Raw genomic sequence first — 19,358 nt, 5'->3', positions numbered from 1 at the left:
CACTGTTCGGCAGGAAAGACGGTCACCGGCGCAGGATCAGGTCCAGGGCCTCGGCACGCGACGCCGAACTGGTCTGGAACAACCCGCGCACGGCGGAGGTGGTGGTGCTGGCGCCGGGCTTGCGGATGCCACGCATCGCCATGCACAGGTGCTCGGCCTCGACCACGACGATCACGCCGCGCGGCTGCAGCTTGCGCATCATGGCATCGGCGATCTGGCTGGTGAGGCGCTCCTGGACCTGCGGACGCTTGGCGTAGAGGTCGACGACACGCGCCAGTTTCGACAGACCCGTCACGCGGCCCGTCGGGCCCGGGATGTATCCGACGTGGGCGACACCGTGGAACGACACGAGGTGGTGCTCGCACGTCGAGTACATCGGGATGTCGCGCACGAGGACGAGTTCCTGATGGCCTTCGTCGAAGGTCGTGTCGAGGACCTCGTCCGGGTCCGTGAACAGTCCCCCGAACACCTCACGGTAGGCACGGGCCACCCGGGCGGGGGTGTCGCGCAGGCCCTCGCGGTCCGGATCCTCACCCACCGCGATCAGCAGTTCGCGCACGGCCGCTTCGGCTCGGGCCTGATCGAACGTGCGTCCCGCGTCCACGCTCAACTCGTGGGTCGTCACATCCTCCGGGTCGGAACCCGTATCCGACTTCAGGTGGTTCACCGACACCCGCTCGCCCTCCACTCTTCGCTCACTCGTCTCCATCGGAACCGACGGTCCCGATGCGCGCCCGGTACCGACTCACCGACACGGATCAGTGCCGGCCGGCCGGGCCTTCCCACCGCTGTGTGGGAGGGGGCTCGGGAGCGCCGTAACCATCGCGCGGTTGCGAGTCTCCCACGTGGTTGTCACCGCGGTGCGCATCTCCCGCACCGTTGTCGCCGGAGTCCGACGGACGGTCGGCGTCCTGCGACTCCTGCGGACGCCCGAAACTCTGCGTTTCCTGAGGCTGTCCGTAGCCGGGCTGTCCGTAGCCCTGGGGGTTCTGGCCCTGCGGATACCCGTAACCCTGCGGTTGTCCCGAGCCCTGCTGCCCGTGACCCTGCTGTTCCTGCGGGGTCTGCTCGCGCGGCGGCCAGCCGGGAGCCGACCATCCGGCGGGAGCGCCGTAGTCGGGCCGCGTCGCGTGCCGCGGACCACCGGGGTACGGAGCCGCCGGCTGGAAGCCCGGAAGCGGCTCGGAGGCCGGGACCGGCTGCGACTGCGGCTGGGGCTGTGCCTGCGTGTGGGGCTGTGCCTGCGTCTGGGGCTGGGGGTAGCCGTTCGCCGGCTGGTACTGCGGCTGCGCGCCGGGCTGGTAACCGGCGGGAGCGGGCACCTCACCCTGACCCGGATACTGCGGGTGCTGATGTGCCGGCTTCGTCAGCGACGGCGGTTCCGGCGGCCACGGTTCGCCGCGCTCGGCCGCGAGCTCGGCGGGCGTCTTGATCGGCGGCTTGTCGGACGGGACCCGGTCACCGAAATCGTTGAAGGTCGTGATCCGCGGACGCTTCTTCACGTCGGCCAGGATCCTGTCGAGGTCCTTGCGGGTCAGCGTCTCGTGCTCGAGCAGCTCGCCCGCCAGCACGTCGAGGGCGTCGCGGTACTCGTTGAGGATCGCCCACGCCTCGGTGTGCGCGGCCTCGATGAGGTTGCGGACCTCTTCGTCGATCTCGCGTGCCACCTCGTGCGAGTAGTCGGACTGCACGCCCATCGACCGGCCGAGGAAGGGATCACCCTGCTCCTGGCCGTAGCGGACGGCGCCGAGCCTCGCGCTCATGCCGTACTCGGTGACCATCGCGCGCGCGATCTTCGTGGCCTGGTCGATGTCGGACGAGGCGCCGGTGGTGGGCTCGCGGAAAACGAGCTCCTCTGCGGCACGACCACCCATCGCCATGACGAGGCGCGCGATCATCTCCGAACGCGTCATCAGGCCCTTGTCGTCCTCGGGCACCGTCATCGCGTGACCACCGGTGCGGCCGCGGGCGAGGATGGTGACCTTGTAAACCGGCTCGATGTCGGGCATCGCCCACGCGGCGAGGGTGTGACCACCCTCGTGGTAGGCCGTGATCTTCTTCTCGTGCTCGCTGATGATGCGGCTCTTGCGGCGGGGACCGCCGATGACGCGGTCGACCGATTCCTCGAGGATCGCCTCGGTGATCACCGTGCCGTTCTCACGGGCGGTGAGCAGAGCGGCCTCGTTGACGACGTTCGCGAGGTCGGCGCCGGACATGCCCACCGTGCGCTTGGCGAGCGCACCGAGATCCGCGTTGGGATCGATCGGCTTGCCCTTCGAGTGCACGGCGAGGATTGCCCGGCGACCGGCGAGGTCGGGGTTCGTGACCGGGATCTGACGGTCGAAACGGCCGGGACGCAGCAGGGCCGGGTCGAGGATGTCGGGGCGGTTCGTCGCGGCCATCACGATGATGCCGGAGCGGTCGCCGAAGCCGTCCATCTCGACGAGCAGCTGGTTGAGGGTCTGTTCGCGCTCGTCGTGCCCACCACCGAGGCCGGCGCCGCGCTGGCGGCCGACCGCGTCGATCTCGTCGACGAAGATGATGCAGGGGGCGTTCTGCTTGGCCTGTTCGAACAGGTCGCGCACGCGGGAGGCACCGACACCGACGAACATCTCGACGAAGTCCGAACCGGAGATCGTGAAGAACGGGACGCCCGCCTCGCCGGCGACGGCGCGTGCGAGGAGGGTCTTACCGGTGCCGGGAGGGCCGTAGAGCAGCACGCCCTTGGGGATCTTCGCGCCGAGCGCCTGGTAGCGCGCCGGGTTCTGCAGGAAGTCCTTGATCTCGTAGAGCTCCTCGACGGCCTCGTTGGCGCCGGCGACATCGGCGAAGGTCGTCTTGGGCATGTCCTTCGACAGCTGCTTGGCCTTCGACTTGCCGAAGCCCATCATGCCGCCGCGGCCACCGCCCTGCATGCGGCTCATCACGAAGAAGAACACGCCGAGCAGGATGATCATCGGCAGGACGAACAGAAGGATCGACGTCAGCCAGCTCTCCTGGGTGACGTTCGTGTCGTACTTCTGCGCGCCCGACGCGGCGACGAGGTCGAAGATCTGCTCGGAGGCCGACGCGGGGTACTTCGCGATGATCTCGGTGCTGCCCTCGGTCGCGTCGTTGCCGTTCTCGAGCCACAAGCGCACCTGCTGCTCGCGGTCGTCGATGCGGGCTTCACTGACGTTCTGCGATTCGAGTTGAGCCACCGCGACGGACGTGTCCACCTGGGTGAAACCGCGCGTGTCGTCGCCGAAGTAACTGAAGGCGTAGATCACCAGCAGAATGCCGGCGACGATCGCCAGATTACGGAACACTGTCTTGCGGTTCATACAGGTTCGGCCCGAGCGGCCGGTCCTTTCGATCGAGTTCGTCGGGGTCTCGCAGTCGCGGCGCTTCGCGCCCGGGGTGGCCGCATGCCGCGACGGTCACTGACCAGGCAACGCAAGGTTACCGCGTAGCAACGAGCGGTCGCCCCGGCACCGGCCGGAGCCGACACCGGGAAGACGTCGTAATCGACAACGATCGGGACGGAACCGGAGTTCCCCGGGCCGGGGGACCTCACGACCCGGCTCGCCCGGAGGTCAGCTGCTGTAGACCTTGGGATCCAGCGTGCCGATGTAGGGCAGGTCGCGGTAGCGCTCGTCGTAGTCGAGTCCGTAGCCGACGACGAACTCGTCCGGGATGTCGAATCCGACGTCCTTGACCTCGACGTCGATCTTCACGGCCTCCGGCTTGCGCAGCAGCGTGACGACCTCGAGCGACGCGGGGTTGCGCGTCGAGAGGTTCTTGAGCAGCCACGACAGCGTCAGACCCGAGTCGATGATGTCCTCGACGATGAGGACGTGGCGGCCGGCGATGTCCTTGTCGAGGTCCTTGAGGATGCGCACGACACCCGAGGACGAGGTCGACGACCCGTACGAGCTGACGGCCATGAACTCCATCTGCGTCGGGATCGGCAGAGCGCGCGCGAAGTCGGTCATGAAGAAGATGGCGCCCTTGAGCACCCCGATGAGCAGCAGATCGCCTTCCGGCGCACCCACCGGGTAACGCTCGGCGATCGACTGCGCCAGCTCTGCGGTCCGCTCCTTGATCTGCTCTTCGGAGATCAGCACCGACGCTATGTCGTTCTCGTACACCGGGGTCCTTCCCTACCTTCTGCTGCCGGTCGCCCGGACCTTCGCCCGGTCGACGTACTCCACGGCAAGCGTGCCACGCCGACGCGACACCACCAACCTCGTCCCCGTCCGCGGGCCCCGCCCGACCGCGACCGGCCCCTGTCCGCGCCACGCCACTACCAGGTCGTCGACCGCCCGCAGCATCGTCTCGTTCGGCGTGACGGTGTGATCGATCAGCCACGATCGGAGGGCTCTGCGTCGCACCGCGGCGGGAGCCGCCGCGAGCGTGTCGGTGTCGAGCAGGTCGTCCTCGCGCCGCGCTGTCGCGAGCAGGTCGCCGGCCCAGACATCGAGGGCGTGGCCGTCGTCCTGCAGTTGCCCGGCCGTGCGTGCGAGGGCTTCGGCGACGCCCCCACCGAGCACGTCCTCGAGCAGCGGCAGTACCTCGCGGCGCAGACGCACGCGCGTGAACCGGTCGTCGGTGTTGTGCGGATCCTCGTACGGGCGGTAGCCGAGTTCGTCGCACGCCCGGCGGGTCGTGTCGCGGCGCACGCCGAGCAGCGGACGGCCCCACGGCGGGTCGAAGGGTGCCATCCCCCGGATCGAACGCAGACCCGAGCCGCGGCCGAGACCGAGCAGCACCGTCTCGGCCTGGTCGTCGAGGGTGTGCCCGAGCAGCACGGGCCGTCCGTCGCGGTTCTCGTCGAGAGCCCGGTAGCGGGCCGCGCGCGCGGCGGCCTCGAGGCCTCCCCCACCGGTGACGTCCACACCGACCACCGTGACGGTCGCGCAGCCGCGGGCCCGGGCGAACTCCGCGGCCCGCGCGGCGACGACCTCGGAACCGGACTGGAGGCGATGATCGACGACGACGGCGTGCACCGCCTCGGTCTCCGCGACGGCGGCGGCGGTCAGGGCGGCGGAATCGGCCCCGCCCGACAACGCGACGGTCACCGCGTCGGCCGGGTGCGCGCCCAGCCAGGCCCGCACGGCGAGGCGCACCTCGTGGATCGCCGGGGCCTCGGGCAGCAGCGGACGATCGGTCGACGGTGAAGCCACGATCAGCTCAGCACCCGCGCGATCCACGCGTCGGGATGGTCGATCTCCGTCAGGGTGGGCAGGGCGTCCGGACCGGACCACACCGCGTTGAAGTCGTCCATGCCGACCTTCGCGACGACGGCGTCGACGAACTTCTTGCCGTGCACGTACTGGGCCATCTTGGCGTCCATGCCGAGGACGAGCCGGATGAGGCGATGCACCGGGCTGCTGTTGCGGTGCCGCCGGTTGTCGAACGCCCGCCGGATCCGCGCGACCGACGGGACCACGGCGGGGCCGACACCGTCCATCACGTGATCGGCGTGCCCTTCGAGGAGTGTTCCGAGGGCGAGGATCCGGTCGAACGACTCGCGCTGCGATTGTGCCTGCAGCGCCCGTACGACTCCGAGCATGCCGCGCTCCGACATCGGCTTGTCGCCGGGAGTGCGCAGGTCCTTCACCGCCGACACCACGCGGGTCGCGACGTCGCCCATCGGTTCCTCGACCGCGGTGGCGAGGTCGGCGGCGGCCTCGCGCATCAGCTCGGCCATCCACGGTGCCTGCGCGAACTGCACGCGGTGGGTCACCTCGTGCAGGCACACCCACAGCCGGAAGTCGGCGGGCGGCACCTTCAGCGCGCGTTCGACCGCGACGACGTTGGGCGCGACGAGCAGCAGCGAACGGGAGAACGGGTCGTACTGGCCGAGCACCGCGGACGACAGGTAGGCGAGCATGGCGCCGGCCTGCGCACCCGCCGGTTTACCCACCCAGCGGCGGGAGGAGCCGGCCGGATCCTCGCCCGAGGTCGCGGTGAGGTCGGCCATCGACGCCGCGGCCGCACGCACCCAGCCCGGCCGGTCGACGACCTGCGCGGGCGGCGGCTCGGTTCCGTCGTCGAGACGCGTGTGCTCGCGCACCGGTCCCTCGGCGCGCGCGGCGGCCGAGAACAACTCGTCCTGCACCGCGTCGCGGGTGTACCGCGACATCGCGGGCTCGGAGCGGGTGAGGCGCACGCCGACCCCGGCCGCGAACGACCAGTCGATCGCGTCGCCGAGTGCCCGCTCCTTGCCGGTCATCGGCAACCGCACTCGCGGAGTACCGACGCCACGGCGTCGAGGGCGGGCCGGGCCTCGCTCGGGGACCTGCCGTTGGAGAGCAACGCGAACGACAGCACGCGGCCGTCGGAGTCGACGACGTATCCGGTGAGTCCGTTGACCTCGGTCAGCGTGCCGGTCTTCGCCCGCACCCATCCGGCGCCGGCACGGGTCGTGGTGCCGTAGCGATCGGCGAGCGTGCCGGTCGCTCCGGCGACGGGAAGATAGTCGAGCATGGGCCGCAGCTCCGTCCTGTTCGGTCCGGCCGCCTCCGAGATCACGCGATCGAGCGTGCGAGCGGGGATCCGGTTCTCGACCGAGAGCCCGCTGACGTCGCGCAACGTCACTCCGGTGACGTCCAGACCCGCTTGCTGCAGGGTACCGGTCACAGCCTTCGTCGTGCCCTCGAACGAGTGCTCGTTGCCGGTCGCGACCGCGACCTCCCGTCCGACGGTCTCCGCGAGGACGTTGTCGGATCGGCGCAGCATCTGGCCGAGGCGGACGGTGAGCGGCGCCGACTGCACCGATGCCATGGGCGCCGCGCCCGGCGAGGCCGACCCGGGCGCGACCCGCGCCGGGTCGGCACCGAGCGCCGTCGCCAGTGCACGACCGGCGTCCAGAGCGGGCGTCGCGCTGCGGGGCGATTCGTCCTCGAGCGGCCGCAACCGGCCGCCGTCGAGCATCACGGGTTCGATGGGCGCGACGTAGCCGTCGCCGACGTCCTGCGGGAACCAGCCCGGGGCGAGCGGATCTCCGCTGTACAGGCTCGTGTCGACGAGGACGGTCTCGACCGTCGCGCCGCTGCGCCGGATCTGTTCGGCGAGGTCGGCGATGCGAGGGCCGCCCGGGTAGAAGCTCTCCTGTCCGGGCGGCATCGCCGAGAGGGTGGGGTCGCCGCCGGCGATGAGGACGATCTCCCCCGGCTTCGAACCCTCGACGACGCGCGTGGTGATCCGATGGTCGGAGGGCAGCACGAGCATGGCGGCCGCGGCGGTGAGGATCTTCGTCGTGGAGGCCGGGATCAGCGCGCGATCGGCGTCCTTCGACCACAGCACAGTGCCGGTCGTGGGGTCGGTGATCGACCCGGCGAAGTCACCGAGGCCGGGATTGTTCACAACCGGATCGAGTGCCGCCGCCAGCGAGGTCGGGTCGGGCGTCGGAGCGTCGGGCGAGACCGCGGCGACCGCGGGGGTCGCGATCACCGGTGCCGGTGCGGGGAGCACGACCGCGCCGGCGGACGCCCGCACGTCGTAGATCGCGAAGGCCCCGCCGACGACGAGAGCGAGGAAACCCGCTCCCCAGATCCCGAAGAGGATCTTCATGTTCCGTCGTCGCCTGGTTGCCAGTGAACCCTGCTTCTTGTTGCCGCCCTGCCCCGTCAACACGCCTCCGCTGCATCCTGCACACACTGGTCGACCAGCTACCCGCACTTCCCGCTGCCGGCCGCATACTGCTGTGACGCACTCGGGGCCCCGGTACCTGCACCTCCAGCCTAGCGCCGCGACCGTTATCCTCTCTGCGGACCATCACCGCAGATACGGATGTCGTATCCGCCGGAAAAACACCGACGAAGTGAGGCAAGGCGTGGAGTTCGAGGTCACCATCGAGATCCCCAAGGGACAGCGGAACAAGTACGAGGTCGATCACGAGACCGGACGCGTCAAGCTCGATCGTTACCTGTACACCTCGTTCGGCTACCCGGCCGATTACGGCTACATCGAGAACACCCTCGGTGAGGACGGCGATCCGCTCGACTGCATGGTCCTGCTGCCCGAGTCGGTCTTCCCCGGCGTGATCGTCGAGGCCCGCCCCGTCGGCATGTTCAAGATGGTCGACGAGGCCGGTGGCGACGACAAGATCCTGGCCGTCCCGGCCGGCGACCCGCGGTGGGATCACGTCCAGGACATCAGCGACGTCTCGCAGTTCGAACTCGACGCCATCAAGCACTTCTTCGTGCACTACAAGGACCTCGAGCCGGGCAAGCACGTCGAGGCCGCCGACTGGGTCGGTCGCGCCGAGGCCGAGGCCGAGGTGACCGCGTCGGTCGAGCGCCTGAAGAACAACGGCGGGCACTGACACAGAGCCTGCAAATACGGATCCCCCGGACGATGCGATCGTCCGGGGGATCCGTCGTATGCGGGCCTACTCGCCCTTGAACTGCGGCGGGCGCTTCTCGAAGACGGCGGTGATCGCCTCGGTGAGGTCCTCCGACGGCAGGAACGCCGCGTTCCACGCCGCGACGTAGCGGAGGCTGTCGTCGACCTGCGGCGAGCGCGTGTGGTCGAGGACGTTCTTGATGCCCTGGACGACGAGCGGCGGGTTGGCGGCGATCTCCGCGGCGGTCGCGTGGGCCGCGGCCAGCACCGCGTCGGCGTCGGCGTGGACGTCGTTGACGAGACCGATCTTCTCGGCGCGGGCGGCGTCGATGTCCTTGCCCGTGAGCGCGAGCTCGCGGACGTGACCGTCGCCGATGATGAGCGGGAGCCGGGCGAGGGTGCCGACATCGGCGACCATTCCGACCTTGACCTCGCGGACGCTGAACTTCGCATCGGCGCTCGCGTAGCGGATGTCGGCGGCGGAGATGAGGTCGACCGCTCCGCCGATGCACCAGCCCTGGACCGCGGCGACGACCGGCTTGCGGCAGTCGGCGACGGCCGTGATGGCCGCCTGCATGCTCTTGATCAGCGTGTGGAAGTCCGTGCGCGGCTTCGCGAGCGCCTTGCCGGAGACGACGGCGCCGAGGCTGCCGCCCATGGCGACGAGGTCGAGGCCGTAGGAGAAGTTCCGGCCGGAACCGGCGAGGACGACGGCGCGGACCTCGGGGTCGGCGTCGAGCTCACCGAAGAGGACGGGCAGTTCCGCCCAGAAGTCGGGACCCATGGCGTTGCCCTTGCCGGGGCCGATGAGCGTGACCTGTGCGACGTGATCCTTGCGTTCGACGGTGAACGCTTTCCAGGGCGAGTGATCGGACATTACTGAAGAGTAACTTGTGGATCTTCGTTTCGCACCGACCGCACCCCACGACACGACGACGATGCGTCCTCGGAACCGCGCCCATAGCGCGGCGATTTTCCTACTCTTGATCCATGACCAGGTCGCTGCATCCGAATGCCCACCGCGTCTCGGACACGCTCATCGCCCGCGGCCATCACGGTCTGATCGTCCAGCAGCCGGAGACCGTGCACACCGCCGAGCAGGCCGCCGCCGCGGTGGGTGTGGAGGTGGGCGCGATCGTGAAGTCGCTCGTCTTCCTACTCGACGACGACCCGATCCTGCTGCTGGTGTCCGGCGCGCACCGCGTGTCGGTCGAACGGACCGGCGAGCGGCTCGGCGGCGAGCTCGTGCCGGCCTCCCCCGATCTGGTCACGGAGGTCACCGGCCAGCCGCTCGGTGGCGTCGCACCACTCGGTCATCCCACGAACCTGCCCACCTACATCGACCGTGCGCTGCAGCACTACCCGGATCTGTGGGCGTCGGGCGGATGCCCGAACACACTGTTCCGGACCGTCTATTCGGAGCTCATGCGCATCACCGCGGCGATCGACGTCGACGTCGACTGAGACCGCCCACCTACCGGTACCGCCGGCATCTCCACCCGGGTACACTCTCCGTCGTGACAGTCCGAGCGTGGAGCCGCAGGCATGTCGACCTGTGCCGTACCCGCTCGTGCCTCTGTGCGTTCTGAGATCCGCACCATCCCTTCCTCTTTCCCGGCGCCGCACTACTGCGGGTAGTCGCCTGTCCGGCGCCGTTCACCTTCCGACCAGCGGAGCCCTTCCATGACCACGTCCTCCATCGAGAACCCGCCCGGCAGCTCGGTCGATGCACCCGAACTCGTTCTCATCGTGCAGATCTCGGACACGAACGCCGGGTCGGCGGGCGACCTCGCCGCCCTCGCCGACGCCCTGCGGGAGACCGCGCTCGATCTGCTCCCGGGTGCGCGCACCCACACCCTCCTCAGCCCCGGCCCGACCCCTCTGGTGATCGATCTGCCGGCCCGCGGGCTGGTGCTCGACAATCAGCGGGTCGAGTTGAGTCACAGCGAATTCGAGATTCTTGCGCACCTGGTTCGCCGGCCCCGCGTCGTGGTGTCCCGCGCGGCACTGAGGCCGCTCGGCGCCGGCTATTCCGAGAACGACGACTTCGACACCGACCGGGGCAACCGCAGTGTCGACGTCCATGTCTCCCGGATCCGTTCCAAGCTGGGACGTTTCGGCAACATCATCACCACTGTCCGCGGGTCGGGCTACCGGTTCGATCCCGATCCGCGCGTGCACGTCGTCGAATCACTCGACCGCCGTACGGCGTGAACGCACGCGAAGGAGGGGCAGGAGTCGAAACTCCTGCCCCTCCTTCGTGATACGGATATGTGTCAGGAAGCGCGCACGGATGCCTGGGCGCCCTCACCGAACCGGCGCAGGACCTCGACGACGGTCGGCGAGACCTCGATGAGGCCGCGCGACTCCAGCCACGGCAGCGTTCCGTCGACGAGATGCTCGACGGTGAACGGCGCGGCGAGCGGGATCAGCGTGACGCCGTCGGCGACCTGCACGGCGTGGATGTCGGCGATCAGCCCGGCGAGACCGTGGGGCGTTCCGACGTAGGACAGCGTGGCGGCCTCCCCGCGAGTGGATTCCGGACGGGTACGCCGAGTGCGCGCGGTGCGGGCATCGGACGCGAGGATGACCTCGACGTCGACGAGCACCGTGACCGAATCGGGATCGCGGCCCTCCTCGGCGGCCTCCGCACGGATGCGGTCGCGCAGTTTCCCGGCCTCACGCAGGTCGGCGGCACGCACCCGCACGACGTTGGATACATCGGCGCTGAGGTCGAGCGGCGGGTCGCCGGCACGTCCCAGGGTCAGGTCGGCCCAGTAGTCGGGCCCGGAGTGACCGGTGAGTTCGACGGCGACACGCAACGGCCGGATCGCGGCGGACTCGACGACGGCCGGGTCTGCGGTGGCCGGATCTGCGGATACAGGGGTGACGGTGGATGCGACGGACATGGGATGCCTCTCGGTACGGGCCGCGGAGCGGCACGGAGGGATCGGCCTGTGAGCCGGAAGACTGTGAGGGAGAAGACCTTCAGTCCGGACAGATTCCCGATGCCGTACGGCAGAGGTCGACATGGCGACGGCACCAGCGTGCCGCGGCGATCGTCCTCGTCCGTTCCATGCGAATTACCCTACTGATCCTATGGGGAATTGTCGACCGCTAGACGCACGGAGATGCGTCGCCGTCGGTCGCTCCGAGACCGGGGCGCGTCTCCGGCGAGGGGTTCCACACACCGTCGTTCTTCGCGTGCACCCACGTCGGTCCGTTCTCGACCAGCGACCGGAGCGCTCCGAGGAGCCGCTCGACGTCGTCGGACGAGCTGCCGAGTCCGAGCGACGCCCGGACGGCTCCGCCGGCGCGACCGACCCGTGCGAGCAGCGGGTGGGCGCAGAAACGTCCGTCACGGACGCCGATGCCGTGCTCGGCGGACAGATAGGAGGCGACGTGGCCGGGCTCGTAGCCGTCGACCGTGAAGGTGACGATCCCCACGCTGTCGGCCGAATCGTTCCACAGCCGAAGCACTTCCACACCGTCGATGGTCTGCAGACCGTCGACGAGCTGGGCGCACAGGGCCTCCTCGTGACGGGTCACCGCGTCGGAGTCGAAACCGGCGAGCGCATCGCACGCGGCGGCAAGAGCAGCGACACCGAGCACGTTGGGGGTGCCGGCCTCGTGACGCGCAGGGGCGCAGGCCCATTCGGTGTGATCGAGGCGCACCTCGCGCACCGCGCCGCCACCGGCGAGATACGGCTCGGCGGCGTCGAGCCAGTCGCGGCGGCCGACGAGCGCTCCCGCACCGAACGGCGCGTACAGCTTGTGGCCGGAGAAGGCTAGGTAGTCCACGCCGAGCTCGGCGAGATCGACACGGCGGTGGGGCACGAGCTGCGCACCGTCGACGAGGATCCGGGCACCGGAAGCGTGTGCGAGCTCGGCGAGTTCGGCGATCGGCAGGACCTCACCGGTGACGTTGGAAGCACCGGTGACGGCGAGCAGGGCCGCGGGGGCGCGCTGGAGTTCGACCGCGAGGCGCCACACCGTCTCCGACACAGTGTCTGCGGCCTCGACGATGCGAGAGTTCTTCCAGGGCAGCAGATTCGCGTGGTGCTCGATGTCGAGCACCACGACATCGCCGGGCACCGCGCTCGCGAGCAGGTTCAGCGAATCGGTGGTGTTGCGCGTGAAGACGACGACCTGGTCGTCGGCCGCGCCGACGAAGCGCGACACGGAGGTGCGGGCGTCCTCGTAGGCGGTGGTGCTGATCCGCGAGGCGTAGCCGGCGCCGCGGTGCACGCTCGCGTAGAAGGGCAGCAGCTCGGTGATGCGGTCGGTGACGGCGGACAGCGCCGGTGCGCTCGCCGCGTAGTCGAAGTTCGCGTAGGTGCAGGTACCACCCTGGACGAGCGGAACCTGCACGTCACAGCCGGAAACGGTGGCCAACGGAGCGACGCAGGTGGCGGTGGCTACAGCAGTCATGACAAATCCCTCGTGTACTCGGGGACCCGCCGGTGACGCCTACGACGGAGAATTCTCGTCGCCGACGGAGTCCGCGCTTGCCGTGTCCGGTAGTGGATTCACGGCCCGGTCGTCACCCGGAGCACCCCACCGCGGTTGGAGGGTTGCCGACCAGCTAGCCGGGGCTTGACGCTGGTACTCATGACCTGGCGAAGAGAATGGCAGGACGACCGTGCCGTGTCAACCCCGCCGCCCCGTGTCGCCCGGCTCCGCACGAGGACGACACGCGTTCTGCGCGCCGAACGTTCACCTGTCGTCCACCCGGACGTGAGATAACCGGAAGATCCATCGAGCAGAAGGACCCGCGGAGTTGCCAGCCATATCCTCGACCCCCGTCGGCCGGTCCCCCATCCCGGACGAGTTCCTCCGCGCGTCGCACGCCCCACCCGCCCGCACCCTCGTCGACCTGCTGCGGAGCACCGCCGAAGCACATCCCGACGCCCCCGCGATCGACGACGGCTCGACGGTCCTCGAATACGCCGAACTGGTCGAGGCGGTGATCGCCGGTGCGTATGCGCTGAACGACGCCGGCGTCGGGGCCGGCGACCGGGTCGGGGTGCGCATGACCTCCGGGCGCAGCGACCTGTATGTGACGATTCTCTCCATTCTCGCCGCAGGCGCCGCGTACGTCCCCGTCGACGCCGACGATCCCGACGAGCGGGCCGAACTCGTGTTCTCGGAAGCGCAGGTCACCGCCATCGTCACCGACGAGGGCATCGGACCGGGCACGGCACCGCCGTCGGGCACCCCGGCCGTGCGGGGCCCGAACGTCGACGACGACGCGTGGATCATCTTCACCTCCGGTTCGACCGGAACACCGAAGGGTGTCGCCGTCACCCACCGCAACGCGGCGGCCTTCGTCGACGCGGAAGCGCGGATGTTCTGCCAGGGGGCGCCGCTCGGCCCCGGCGACCGCGTCCTGGCCGGACTGTCCGTGGCGTTCGACGCCTCGTGCGAGGAGATGTGGCTCGCGTGGCGGCACGGCGCCTGCCTGGTTCCGGCGCCCCGCGCGCTCGTCCGCTCCGGCATGGACCTCGGGCCGTGGCTCGTCTCCCGCAACATCAACGTCGTCTCCACGGTGCCCACCCTCGCGGCGATGTGGCCGGCCGAAGCCCTCGAAGCGGTGCGTCTGCTCATCTTCGGCGGCGAGGCCTGCCCACCCGATCTCGTCGAACGTCTCGCCGTTCCGGGACGCGAGGTGTGGAACACCTACGGCCCCACCGAGGCGACGGTCGTGGCCTGCGCGTCGCTGATGGACGGCACCGGACCGGTCCGCATCGGCCTGCCCCTCGACGGATGGGATCTCGCCGTCGTGGACGCCGACGGCAACCCCGTCGAGGAGGGCGCGTCCGGTGAACTCGTCATCGGCGGTGTCGGTCTCGCTCGCTACCTCGATTCGGCGAAGGACGCCGAGAAGTACGCTCCCATGCCCACTCTGGGCTGGGACCGCGCCTACCGCAGCGGTGATCTCGTGACGCTCGACCGCGCCGGCCTGCTGTTCCAGGGGCGCGCCGACGACCAGGTCAAGATCGGTGGCCGCCGCATCGAGCTCGGCGAGGTCGACAACGCACTGCAGAACCTGCCCGGCGTGGCAGGCGGTGCGTGCGCGGTCCGCAGGACGGCCGCGGGGCATTCGATCCTCGTGGGATACATCGCCTCCACCGATCCGGACTTCGACATCGCCTCGGCCCACGACCTGCTGTCCGAACAGCTCCCCGCCGCGCTCGTCCCGCGCCTCGCGCTCGTCGACGAACTCCCCACCCGCACGTCCGGCAAGGTCGACCGCAACGCTCTGCCGTGGCCGCTGCCGGGCGCCGATGCCGACTCGGTGGAAGCACTCGGTCTCGATCCCACCGCCGAATGGGTCGCCGAACTGTGGACCGACATCCTCGGCGCCCGGATCGAGGGCGTCGACGACGACTTCTTCGAACTCGGCGGTGGTTCCCTCGCGGCGGCGCAACTCGTCACGGCGCTGCGGAGCCGGTATCCGGAGATGACGGTCGCGGAACTGTACGACCACCCGAGGCTCGGATCGCTCGCCGTCTATCTCGACGAACTCGCGCCGACGGAAGCGGCGACCCCGCGCGAGGTGACCCCGGTGCCGCGACTCGCGCAGCTCGGTCAGATCGCGGTGACCGCCGTCGTCACCACCCTCACCGGACTGCAGTGGGTGACCTGGCTGGCGATCCTGAACAACCTCGTCGCGCTCGTCGTGGACGTGCCGTGGACCGTCACCCTGTCGTGGTGGTGGGTCACGCTCGGTGTCCTGCTGTTCCTCACGCCCGTCGGGCGCATGGCGATCTCCGTCGCGGGTTCACGTCTGCTGCTGCGCGGCATGAAGCCCGGAAGCTACCCCCGCGGTGGGAGCGTCCACCTCCGGCTGTGGACGGCCCTGCGACTGTCCGAGGCCGTGGGCGCCGTGAACATCTCGAGCGCTCCCTGGATGCGGCAGTACGCGCGGGCGCTGGGAGCGAAGGTGGGCCGCGACGTCGACCTGCACAGTCTTCCGCCCGTCACCGGTCTCCTCGAACTCGGCGACGGGTGTGCCGTCGAGCCGGAGGTGGACCTCGGCGGCTACTGGGTGGACGGCGACGTCGTCCACATCGGAAGCATCCGGATCGGTGCCGGCGCCACGGTGGGCGCCCGATCGTTCCTGGCCCCCGGCGCACGGATCGGCAAGAACGCCGAAGTGGAGGCCGGATCCGCGGTGTTCGGCCGCGTGAAGGCCGGGCAGAACTGGTCCGGCTCCCCCGCCCGCAAGGCCGGCAAGGCCGACCGGCCGTGGCCCGCCGCGACACCGCCGCGGGGCAGCAGGTGGGTGCCGGTCTACGCCCTGTCGTCGATCCTGCTCGGCGGCCTGCCCGTCGTCTCGATCGCCGCCGGGGTCGCGCTTCTCGTGTGGTGGGTGCACGACACCCCCACCGTCTCCGATGCCGTGGTGCACTCGCTGGCGATGCTGCCCGTCGCGGCGCTGCTGACGATGTTCGTCTTCGCCCTGCTCACCCTGACGGCGGTGCGGTTGCTCGCCGTCGGGATGACGGAGGGCTGGCATCCCGTGCGCAGCCGCGTGGGCTGGCAGGTGTGGTTCACCGAGCGCCTCATGGACTCCTCGCGCACCTTCCTGTTCCCGCTCTACGCGTCGATGCTCACCCCGATCTGGCTCCGGTTGCTCGGCGCCGACATCGGCAAGGACGTCGAGGCGTCGACCGTGCTGATGGTTCCCAAGTTCACGAAGGTCGCCGACGGAGCGTTCCTCGCCGACGACACGATGGTCGCCTCCTACGAACTCGGCGGCGGGTGGCTGTACATCTCGCATGCGAAGGTCGGCAAGCGTGCCTTCCTCGGCAACTCGGGCATGGCGGCGCCGGGTCGGCGGGTCCCGAAGCACGGACTCGTCGCGGTGCTCTCCGCCGCCCCGGAGAAGGCGAAGTCCGGTTCGTCGTGGCTGGGCAGTCCCCCGGTGCGCCTGCGGCGCGCGAGCGGCGACAGCGACGCGAGTCGCACCTTCGAACCGCCGCTGAAACTGAAGATCGCACGGGGCGCGGTCGAGACCTTCCGGCTCGTGCCCATGGTCGTCACCTACGGCATCGGGCTCGGTGTGCTCTTCGCCCTCAACACCCTCGCCGCGCACCTGGGTTATCTCGCCGCTGCGCTGCTGGGCGGTCTCGTGCTCATGGTGGCCGGAGCCGTGGCGTGCCTCGTGACCGTGATCGCGAAATGGCTCGTCGTCGGTCGGATCGGCCGCGTCGAGCATCCGCTGTGGAGTTCGTTCGTGTGGCGCAACGAGGTCTCCGACACCTTCGTCGAAACCGTGGCGGCACCGTGGTTCGCCCGGGCCGCGGCGGGCACCGCCGTGATGAACCTGTGGCTGCGCGCGCTGGGGTCGCGGATCGGCCGCGGTGTGTGGTGCGAGAGCTACTGGTTGCCCGAGGCCGACCTGGTGTCGCTGGGCGACGGTGCGACCGTCGAACGCGGTTGCGTTGTACAGACCCACCTGTTCCATGATCGGATCATGTCCATGGACACCGTGACCCTCGGCGCCGGCGCCACGCTCGGCCCCCAATGCGTCGCGTTGCCCGCCTCGGGCATCGGCGACGGTGCCACCGTCGGCCCCGCCTCACTGGTGATGCGCGGCGACGTCGTCCCGCCGTCCACTCGCTGGCAGGGCAATCCGATCACGCCGTGGACCACACCGAACGACTGGTCGCCGCGGTGAAGCCCATCAAGGCCGCCAAGCCCGTCGCGCCGGTCGCCGCCGACCGCCCGCTCGACCCCTATCTGCCCGAGAGCGGGAACCGCGGCTACCGGGTCTCCCGCTACGAACTCGAACTCACCTACAAGGTCGTGTCCAACCGGCTCGACGGCCGAGCGAAGATCATCGCCACGACGACGGACGTGCGCGCCAAGTACTCACTCGATCTCGCGCAGTCGATGCGGGTCGCGAAGGTGACCGTCAACGGGCGACGTCCCGCCAAGTTCGCGCATCGCGGTGGCAAGCTCACCGTCACCCCCGCCGAGAAACTCCCCGCCGGGGCGGTCCTCGTCTTCGGTGTGCAGTACTCGGGCACGCCCACCCCGCTGCGCACGATGTGGGGTGAGGTCGGCTGGGAGGAACTCGACGAGGGGTCGCTCGTCGCGAGCCAGCCCAACGGCGCACCCACCTGGTTCCCCTGCGACGACCATCCCGGTTCGAAGGCCACCTACCGTATCGCCGTCACCACCGACGCTCCGTTCGTCGCGATCGCGAACGGCACGCTCGTGCACAAGACCACGAAGGCGAGCCGCACCACCCGGGTGTACGAGCAACCCGAACCGATGGCGACCTATCTCGCCACGGTCCAGACCGGCCACTACGAGATACGCACCCTCGCAACGGAACCCGTACCGCAATACGGCATCCACCCGCCTCGCCTGCGCGCGGAGTTCGATCGGGACTTCGCTCGCCAGACCGAGATGCTCGAGTTGTTCACGCGCCTGTTCGGCCCGTATCCGTTCGCGCACTACACCGCTCTGGTGACCGACGACGACCTCGAGATCCCCCTCGAGGCGCAGGGATTGTCGATCTTCGGCGCGAACTTCTGTGACGGCACCGGCCGCGAGGAACGGCTCGTCGCACACGAATTGGCGCACCAGTGGTTCGGCAACAGCCTCACGTTGAACCGCTGGTGCGACATCTGGCTCCACGAAGGATTCGCGTGCTACGCGGAATGGTTGTGGTCGGAGAACTCGGGTGGCAGGTCGGCGCACGCGCACGCACTCGACGCCCACCGGGGACTGGCCCGCAAGCCGCAGGACATCCTGCTCGAGGATCCGGGCCCGAAGGACATGTTCGACGACCGAATCTACAAGCGCGGGGCACTGACCCTGCACGCCCTGCGCACGCAACTCGGCGACGAGCCGTTCTTCACCCTCCTGCGGACGTGGACCGCGGAACACCGGCACGGCAACGTGACGACGGCACAGTTCAAGGATCTCGCCGCGCGTTTCTCGGACGTCTCGCTCCGGCCGCTGTGGGAGGCGTGGTTGAGCACACGAGAGCTCCCTCCGGCACCGACAGCCTGACGCGACGCCGGCTCAGGGCAGATCCACCTGCGACGCGAGCCACCGGCCGTCGACGAGTTCCATCGTCATGACCACACGGCTGCGGTCGAGTCGCGGTTCGGGGACGAGGGTGTTCGTGACGCTCTGGTCGACGAACAACAGGACCTCGACCTTCGTCGTCGTCGCGTACCTCATGCCCGACTCCACCACGACACCCTCCGAACGTGCCTGGTTGTCGATCAGCACCTGTTCGAGTTGTGCGCTCGACTCGGCGTACATCTGGGATGGGCACCGGTCGCGGGGGATGGGAATCCGGAGGGGGATCCGAGCATCGGGTCCCCCTCCCGGATGTCGTCTAGGTCCGACGACGTAGAGACGTATCCAGTGCGCTCATCAACTCTCCGACCCGACTTCTCGACGTGGGCGCGAGCGGATATCTGGAGAGGACGTCGACCACCACGGAAGTCGCGCGTCGCCGGGCGTCGTCGAGCGCGTCCTCCGCGGCTCCCGGGTCGCCGTCAGCGCGGAGTTCGGCGATGCGAGCGGCACTCGCTGCAGCACGCAGGATGTGCCCGACCTGAGTGGCCTTCGCGATGGGGTGCAGATAGGCAGCCGCCGCGGCATCACCGGCGCACCGTGCGGCAAGGGACGCCGCCTCGGTCGGTGCGTCCTTTGCAGCCCGGTGGGCATCCAGAGCGGTGACGCGCTGGAGTCTCGTTCGTCGCGCACCGTCGACGAATTCCCGAGCCGCGTCGAGTGCTGCACGTGGACGACGGTCGTCGGGCACAGATTCTTCGAAGACGGGGAGCACGGCCTGGGCGCTCTCCGTCACGTATCGGGCGACCGCCCGCAATTCGTCCATGGTGAGTTCGAAATCACCGAACACACTTGTCGCCGGTTCGATCCGTCCCACAACTCCGAGCATAGGTCGGACGGATGTCCGCATACGAGAAAAGGGGACCCGCGAAAGCGGGTCCCCTCCTCAAAGCCGAAGACCCCCAACAATGTTGGGGGTC

16 protein-coding genes and 1 riboswitch are annotated in these 19,358 nt (G+C 69.5%); of the genes, 5 read left to right on the top strand and 11 right to left on the bottom strand.

Going from position 1 to position 19,358, the window contains the following annotated elements:
- Positions 1-22: 22 nt before the first annotated feature.
- The 6 genes from folE to dacB all read right to left on the bottom strand — a co-directional run bounded on the left by folE (position 23) and on the right by dacB (position 7,557).
- The gene (gene folE, locus ACPCXD_RS08670; RefSeq protein ID WP_202400287.1) at positions 23-709 is read right to left on the bottom strand and encodes a GTP cyclohydrolase I FolE; all 687 of its coding nucleotides are present in this window, start codon (positions 707-709) and stop codon (positions 23-25) included.
- 49 nt (positions 710-758) lie between these two features.
- Positions 759-3,323, bottom strand: coding sequence for an ATP-dependent zinc metalloprotease FtsH (gene ftsH, locus ACPCXD_RS08665; RefSeq protein ID WP_423659228.1), 2,565 nt, complete (start codon positions 3,321-3,323; stop codon positions 759-761).
- A gap of 252 nt (positions 3,324-3,575) precedes the next feature.
- Positions 3,576-4,130 carry a hypoxanthine phosphoribosyltransferase gene (hpt, locus tag ACPCXD_RS08660; protein WP_016692982.1) on the bottom strand — a complete coding sequence of 185 codons (555 nt, stop codon included), beginning with the start codon at positions 4,128-4,130 and terminating at the stop codon, positions 3,576-3,578.
- A gap of 12 nt (positions 4,131-4,142) precedes the next feature.
- Complete coding sequence (gene tilS / locus ACPCXD_RS08655; protein WP_088899065.1) at positions 4,143-5,192, bottom strand: tRNA lysidine(34) synthetase TilS; 1,050 nt, start codon at positions 5,190-5,192, stop codon at positions 4,143-4,145.
- Positions 5,168-6,217 (bottom strand): Rv3626c family coenzyme F420 biosynthesis-associated protein, encoded by a 1,050-nt coding sequence (locus ACPCXD_RS08650; protein WP_026061299.1) that lies wholly within the window; start codon positions 6,215-6,217, stop codon positions 5,168-5,170. The genes tilS and ACPCXD_RS08650 overlap by 25 nt, the downstream gene beginning before the upstream one ends.
- On the bottom strand, positions 6,214-7,557 hold the full coding sequence (dacB, locus tag ACPCXD_RS08645) for a D-alanyl-D-alanine carboxypeptidase/D-alanyl-D-alanine endopeptidase (RefSeq protein WP_016692979.1): 1,344 nt from the start codon (positions 7,555-7,557) through the stop codon (positions 6,214-6,216). The genes ACPCXD_RS08650 and dacB overlap by 4 nt, the downstream gene beginning before the upstream one ends.
- A 262-nt stretch (positions 7,558-7,819) precedes the next feature.
- Between dacB and ACPCXD_RS08640 the strand changes: the two genes are divergently transcribed.
- Positions 7,820-8,311: an inorganic diphosphatase gene (locus tag ACPCXD_RS08640; protein WP_006550524.1), complete on the top strand. Its 492-nt coding sequence runs from the start codon at positions 7,820-7,822 to the stop codon at positions 8,309-8,311.
- Positions 8,312-8,377: 66 nt separating this feature from the next.
- On the opposite strand, the gene ACPCXD_RS08635 is transcribed toward ACPCXD_RS08640, so the two are convergent.
- Entirely contained in the window at positions 8,378-9,208 is an 831-nt protein-coding gene (locus ACPCXD_RS08635) for a crotonase/enoyl-CoA hydratase family protein (protein ID WP_088899067.1), read from the bottom strand.
- Between the two features lie 113 nt (positions 9,209-9,321).
- On the opposite strand from ACPCXD_RS08635, the gene ACPCXD_RS08630 reads away from it, so the two are divergent.
- Positions 9,322-9,795 (top strand): YbaK/EbsC family protein, encoded by a 474-nt coding sequence (locus ACPCXD_RS08630; RefSeq protein WP_088899068.1) that lies wholly within the window; start codon positions 9,322-9,324, stop codon positions 9,793-9,795.
- Between the two features lie 219 nt (positions 9,796-10,014).
- Complete coding sequence (locus ACPCXD_RS08625) at positions 10,015-10,545, top strand: winged helix-turn-helix domain-containing protein (RefSeq protein ID WP_423659223.1); 531 nt, start codon at positions 10,015-10,017, stop codon at positions 10,543-10,545.
- A gap of 62 nt (positions 10,546-10,607) precedes the next feature.
- Here the strand turns inward: ACPCXD_RS08625 and ACPCXD_RS08620 are convergent, their stop codons facing one another.
- Positions 10,608-11,240, bottom strand: coding sequence for a hypothetical protein (locus ACPCXD_RS08620; RefSeq protein WP_229566900.1), 633 nt, complete (start codon positions 11,238-11,240; stop codon positions 10,608-10,610).
- 208 nt (positions 11,241-11,448) lie between these two features.
- On the bottom strand, positions 11,449-12,762 hold the full coding sequence (locus tag ACPCXD_RS08615; protein WP_423659220.1) for an aminotransferase class V-fold PLP-dependent enzyme: 1,314 nt from the start codon (positions 12,760-12,762) through the stop codon (positions 11,449-11,451).
- A 68-nt stretch (positions 12,763-12,830) separates the two neighbouring features.
- Positions 12,831-12,948: riboswitch (SAM riboswitch) on the bottom strand.
- A 163-nt stretch (positions 12,949-13,111) separates the two neighbouring features.
- Between ACPCXD_RS08615 and ACPCXD_RS08610 the strand changes: the two genes are divergently transcribed.
- Positions 13,112-17,017, top strand: coding sequence for a Pls/PosA family non-ribosomal peptide synthetase (locus ACPCXD_RS08610; RefSeq protein WP_145692868.1), 3,906 nt, complete (start codon positions 13,112-13,114; stop codon positions 17,015-17,017).
- Positions 16,984-18,363 (top strand): M1 family metallopeptidase, encoded by a 1,380-nt coding sequence (locus ACPCXD_RS08605; RefSeq protein WP_423659219.1) that lies wholly within the window; start codon positions 16,984-16,986, stop codon positions 18,361-18,363. The genes ACPCXD_RS08610 and ACPCXD_RS08605 overlap by 34 nt, the downstream gene beginning before the upstream one ends.
- Positions 18,364-18,375: 12 nt before the next feature.
- Here ACPCXD_RS08605 and ACPCXD_RS08600 read toward each other — a convergent pair whose 3' ends face one another.
- Both ACPCXD_RS08600 and ACPCXD_RS08595 read right to left on the bottom strand, forming a co-directional pair.
- Entirely contained in the window at positions 18,376-18,621 is a 246-nt protein-coding gene (locus ACPCXD_RS08600; RefSeq protein WP_088899779.1) for a hypothetical protein, read from the bottom strand.
- Positions 18,622-18,697: 76 nt separating this feature from the next.
- Positions 18,698-19,267: a putative immunity protein gene (locus ACPCXD_RS08595; protein WP_051033076.1), complete on the bottom strand. Its 570-nt coding sequence runs from the start codon at positions 19,265-19,267 to the stop codon at positions 18,698-18,700.
- Between the last annotated feature and the right edge of the window lie 91 nt (positions 19,268-19,358).

It is taken from the genome of Rhodococcus sp. AB351 (genome assembly GCF_049538275.1).
Classification (GTDB): domain Bacteria; phylum Actinomycetota; class Actinomycetes; order Mycobacteriales; family Mycobacteriaceae; genus Rhodococcus.
Note: the sequence above shows the minus strand (reverse complement) of the source record. Positions and strands in the feature narration are given on the sequence as shown.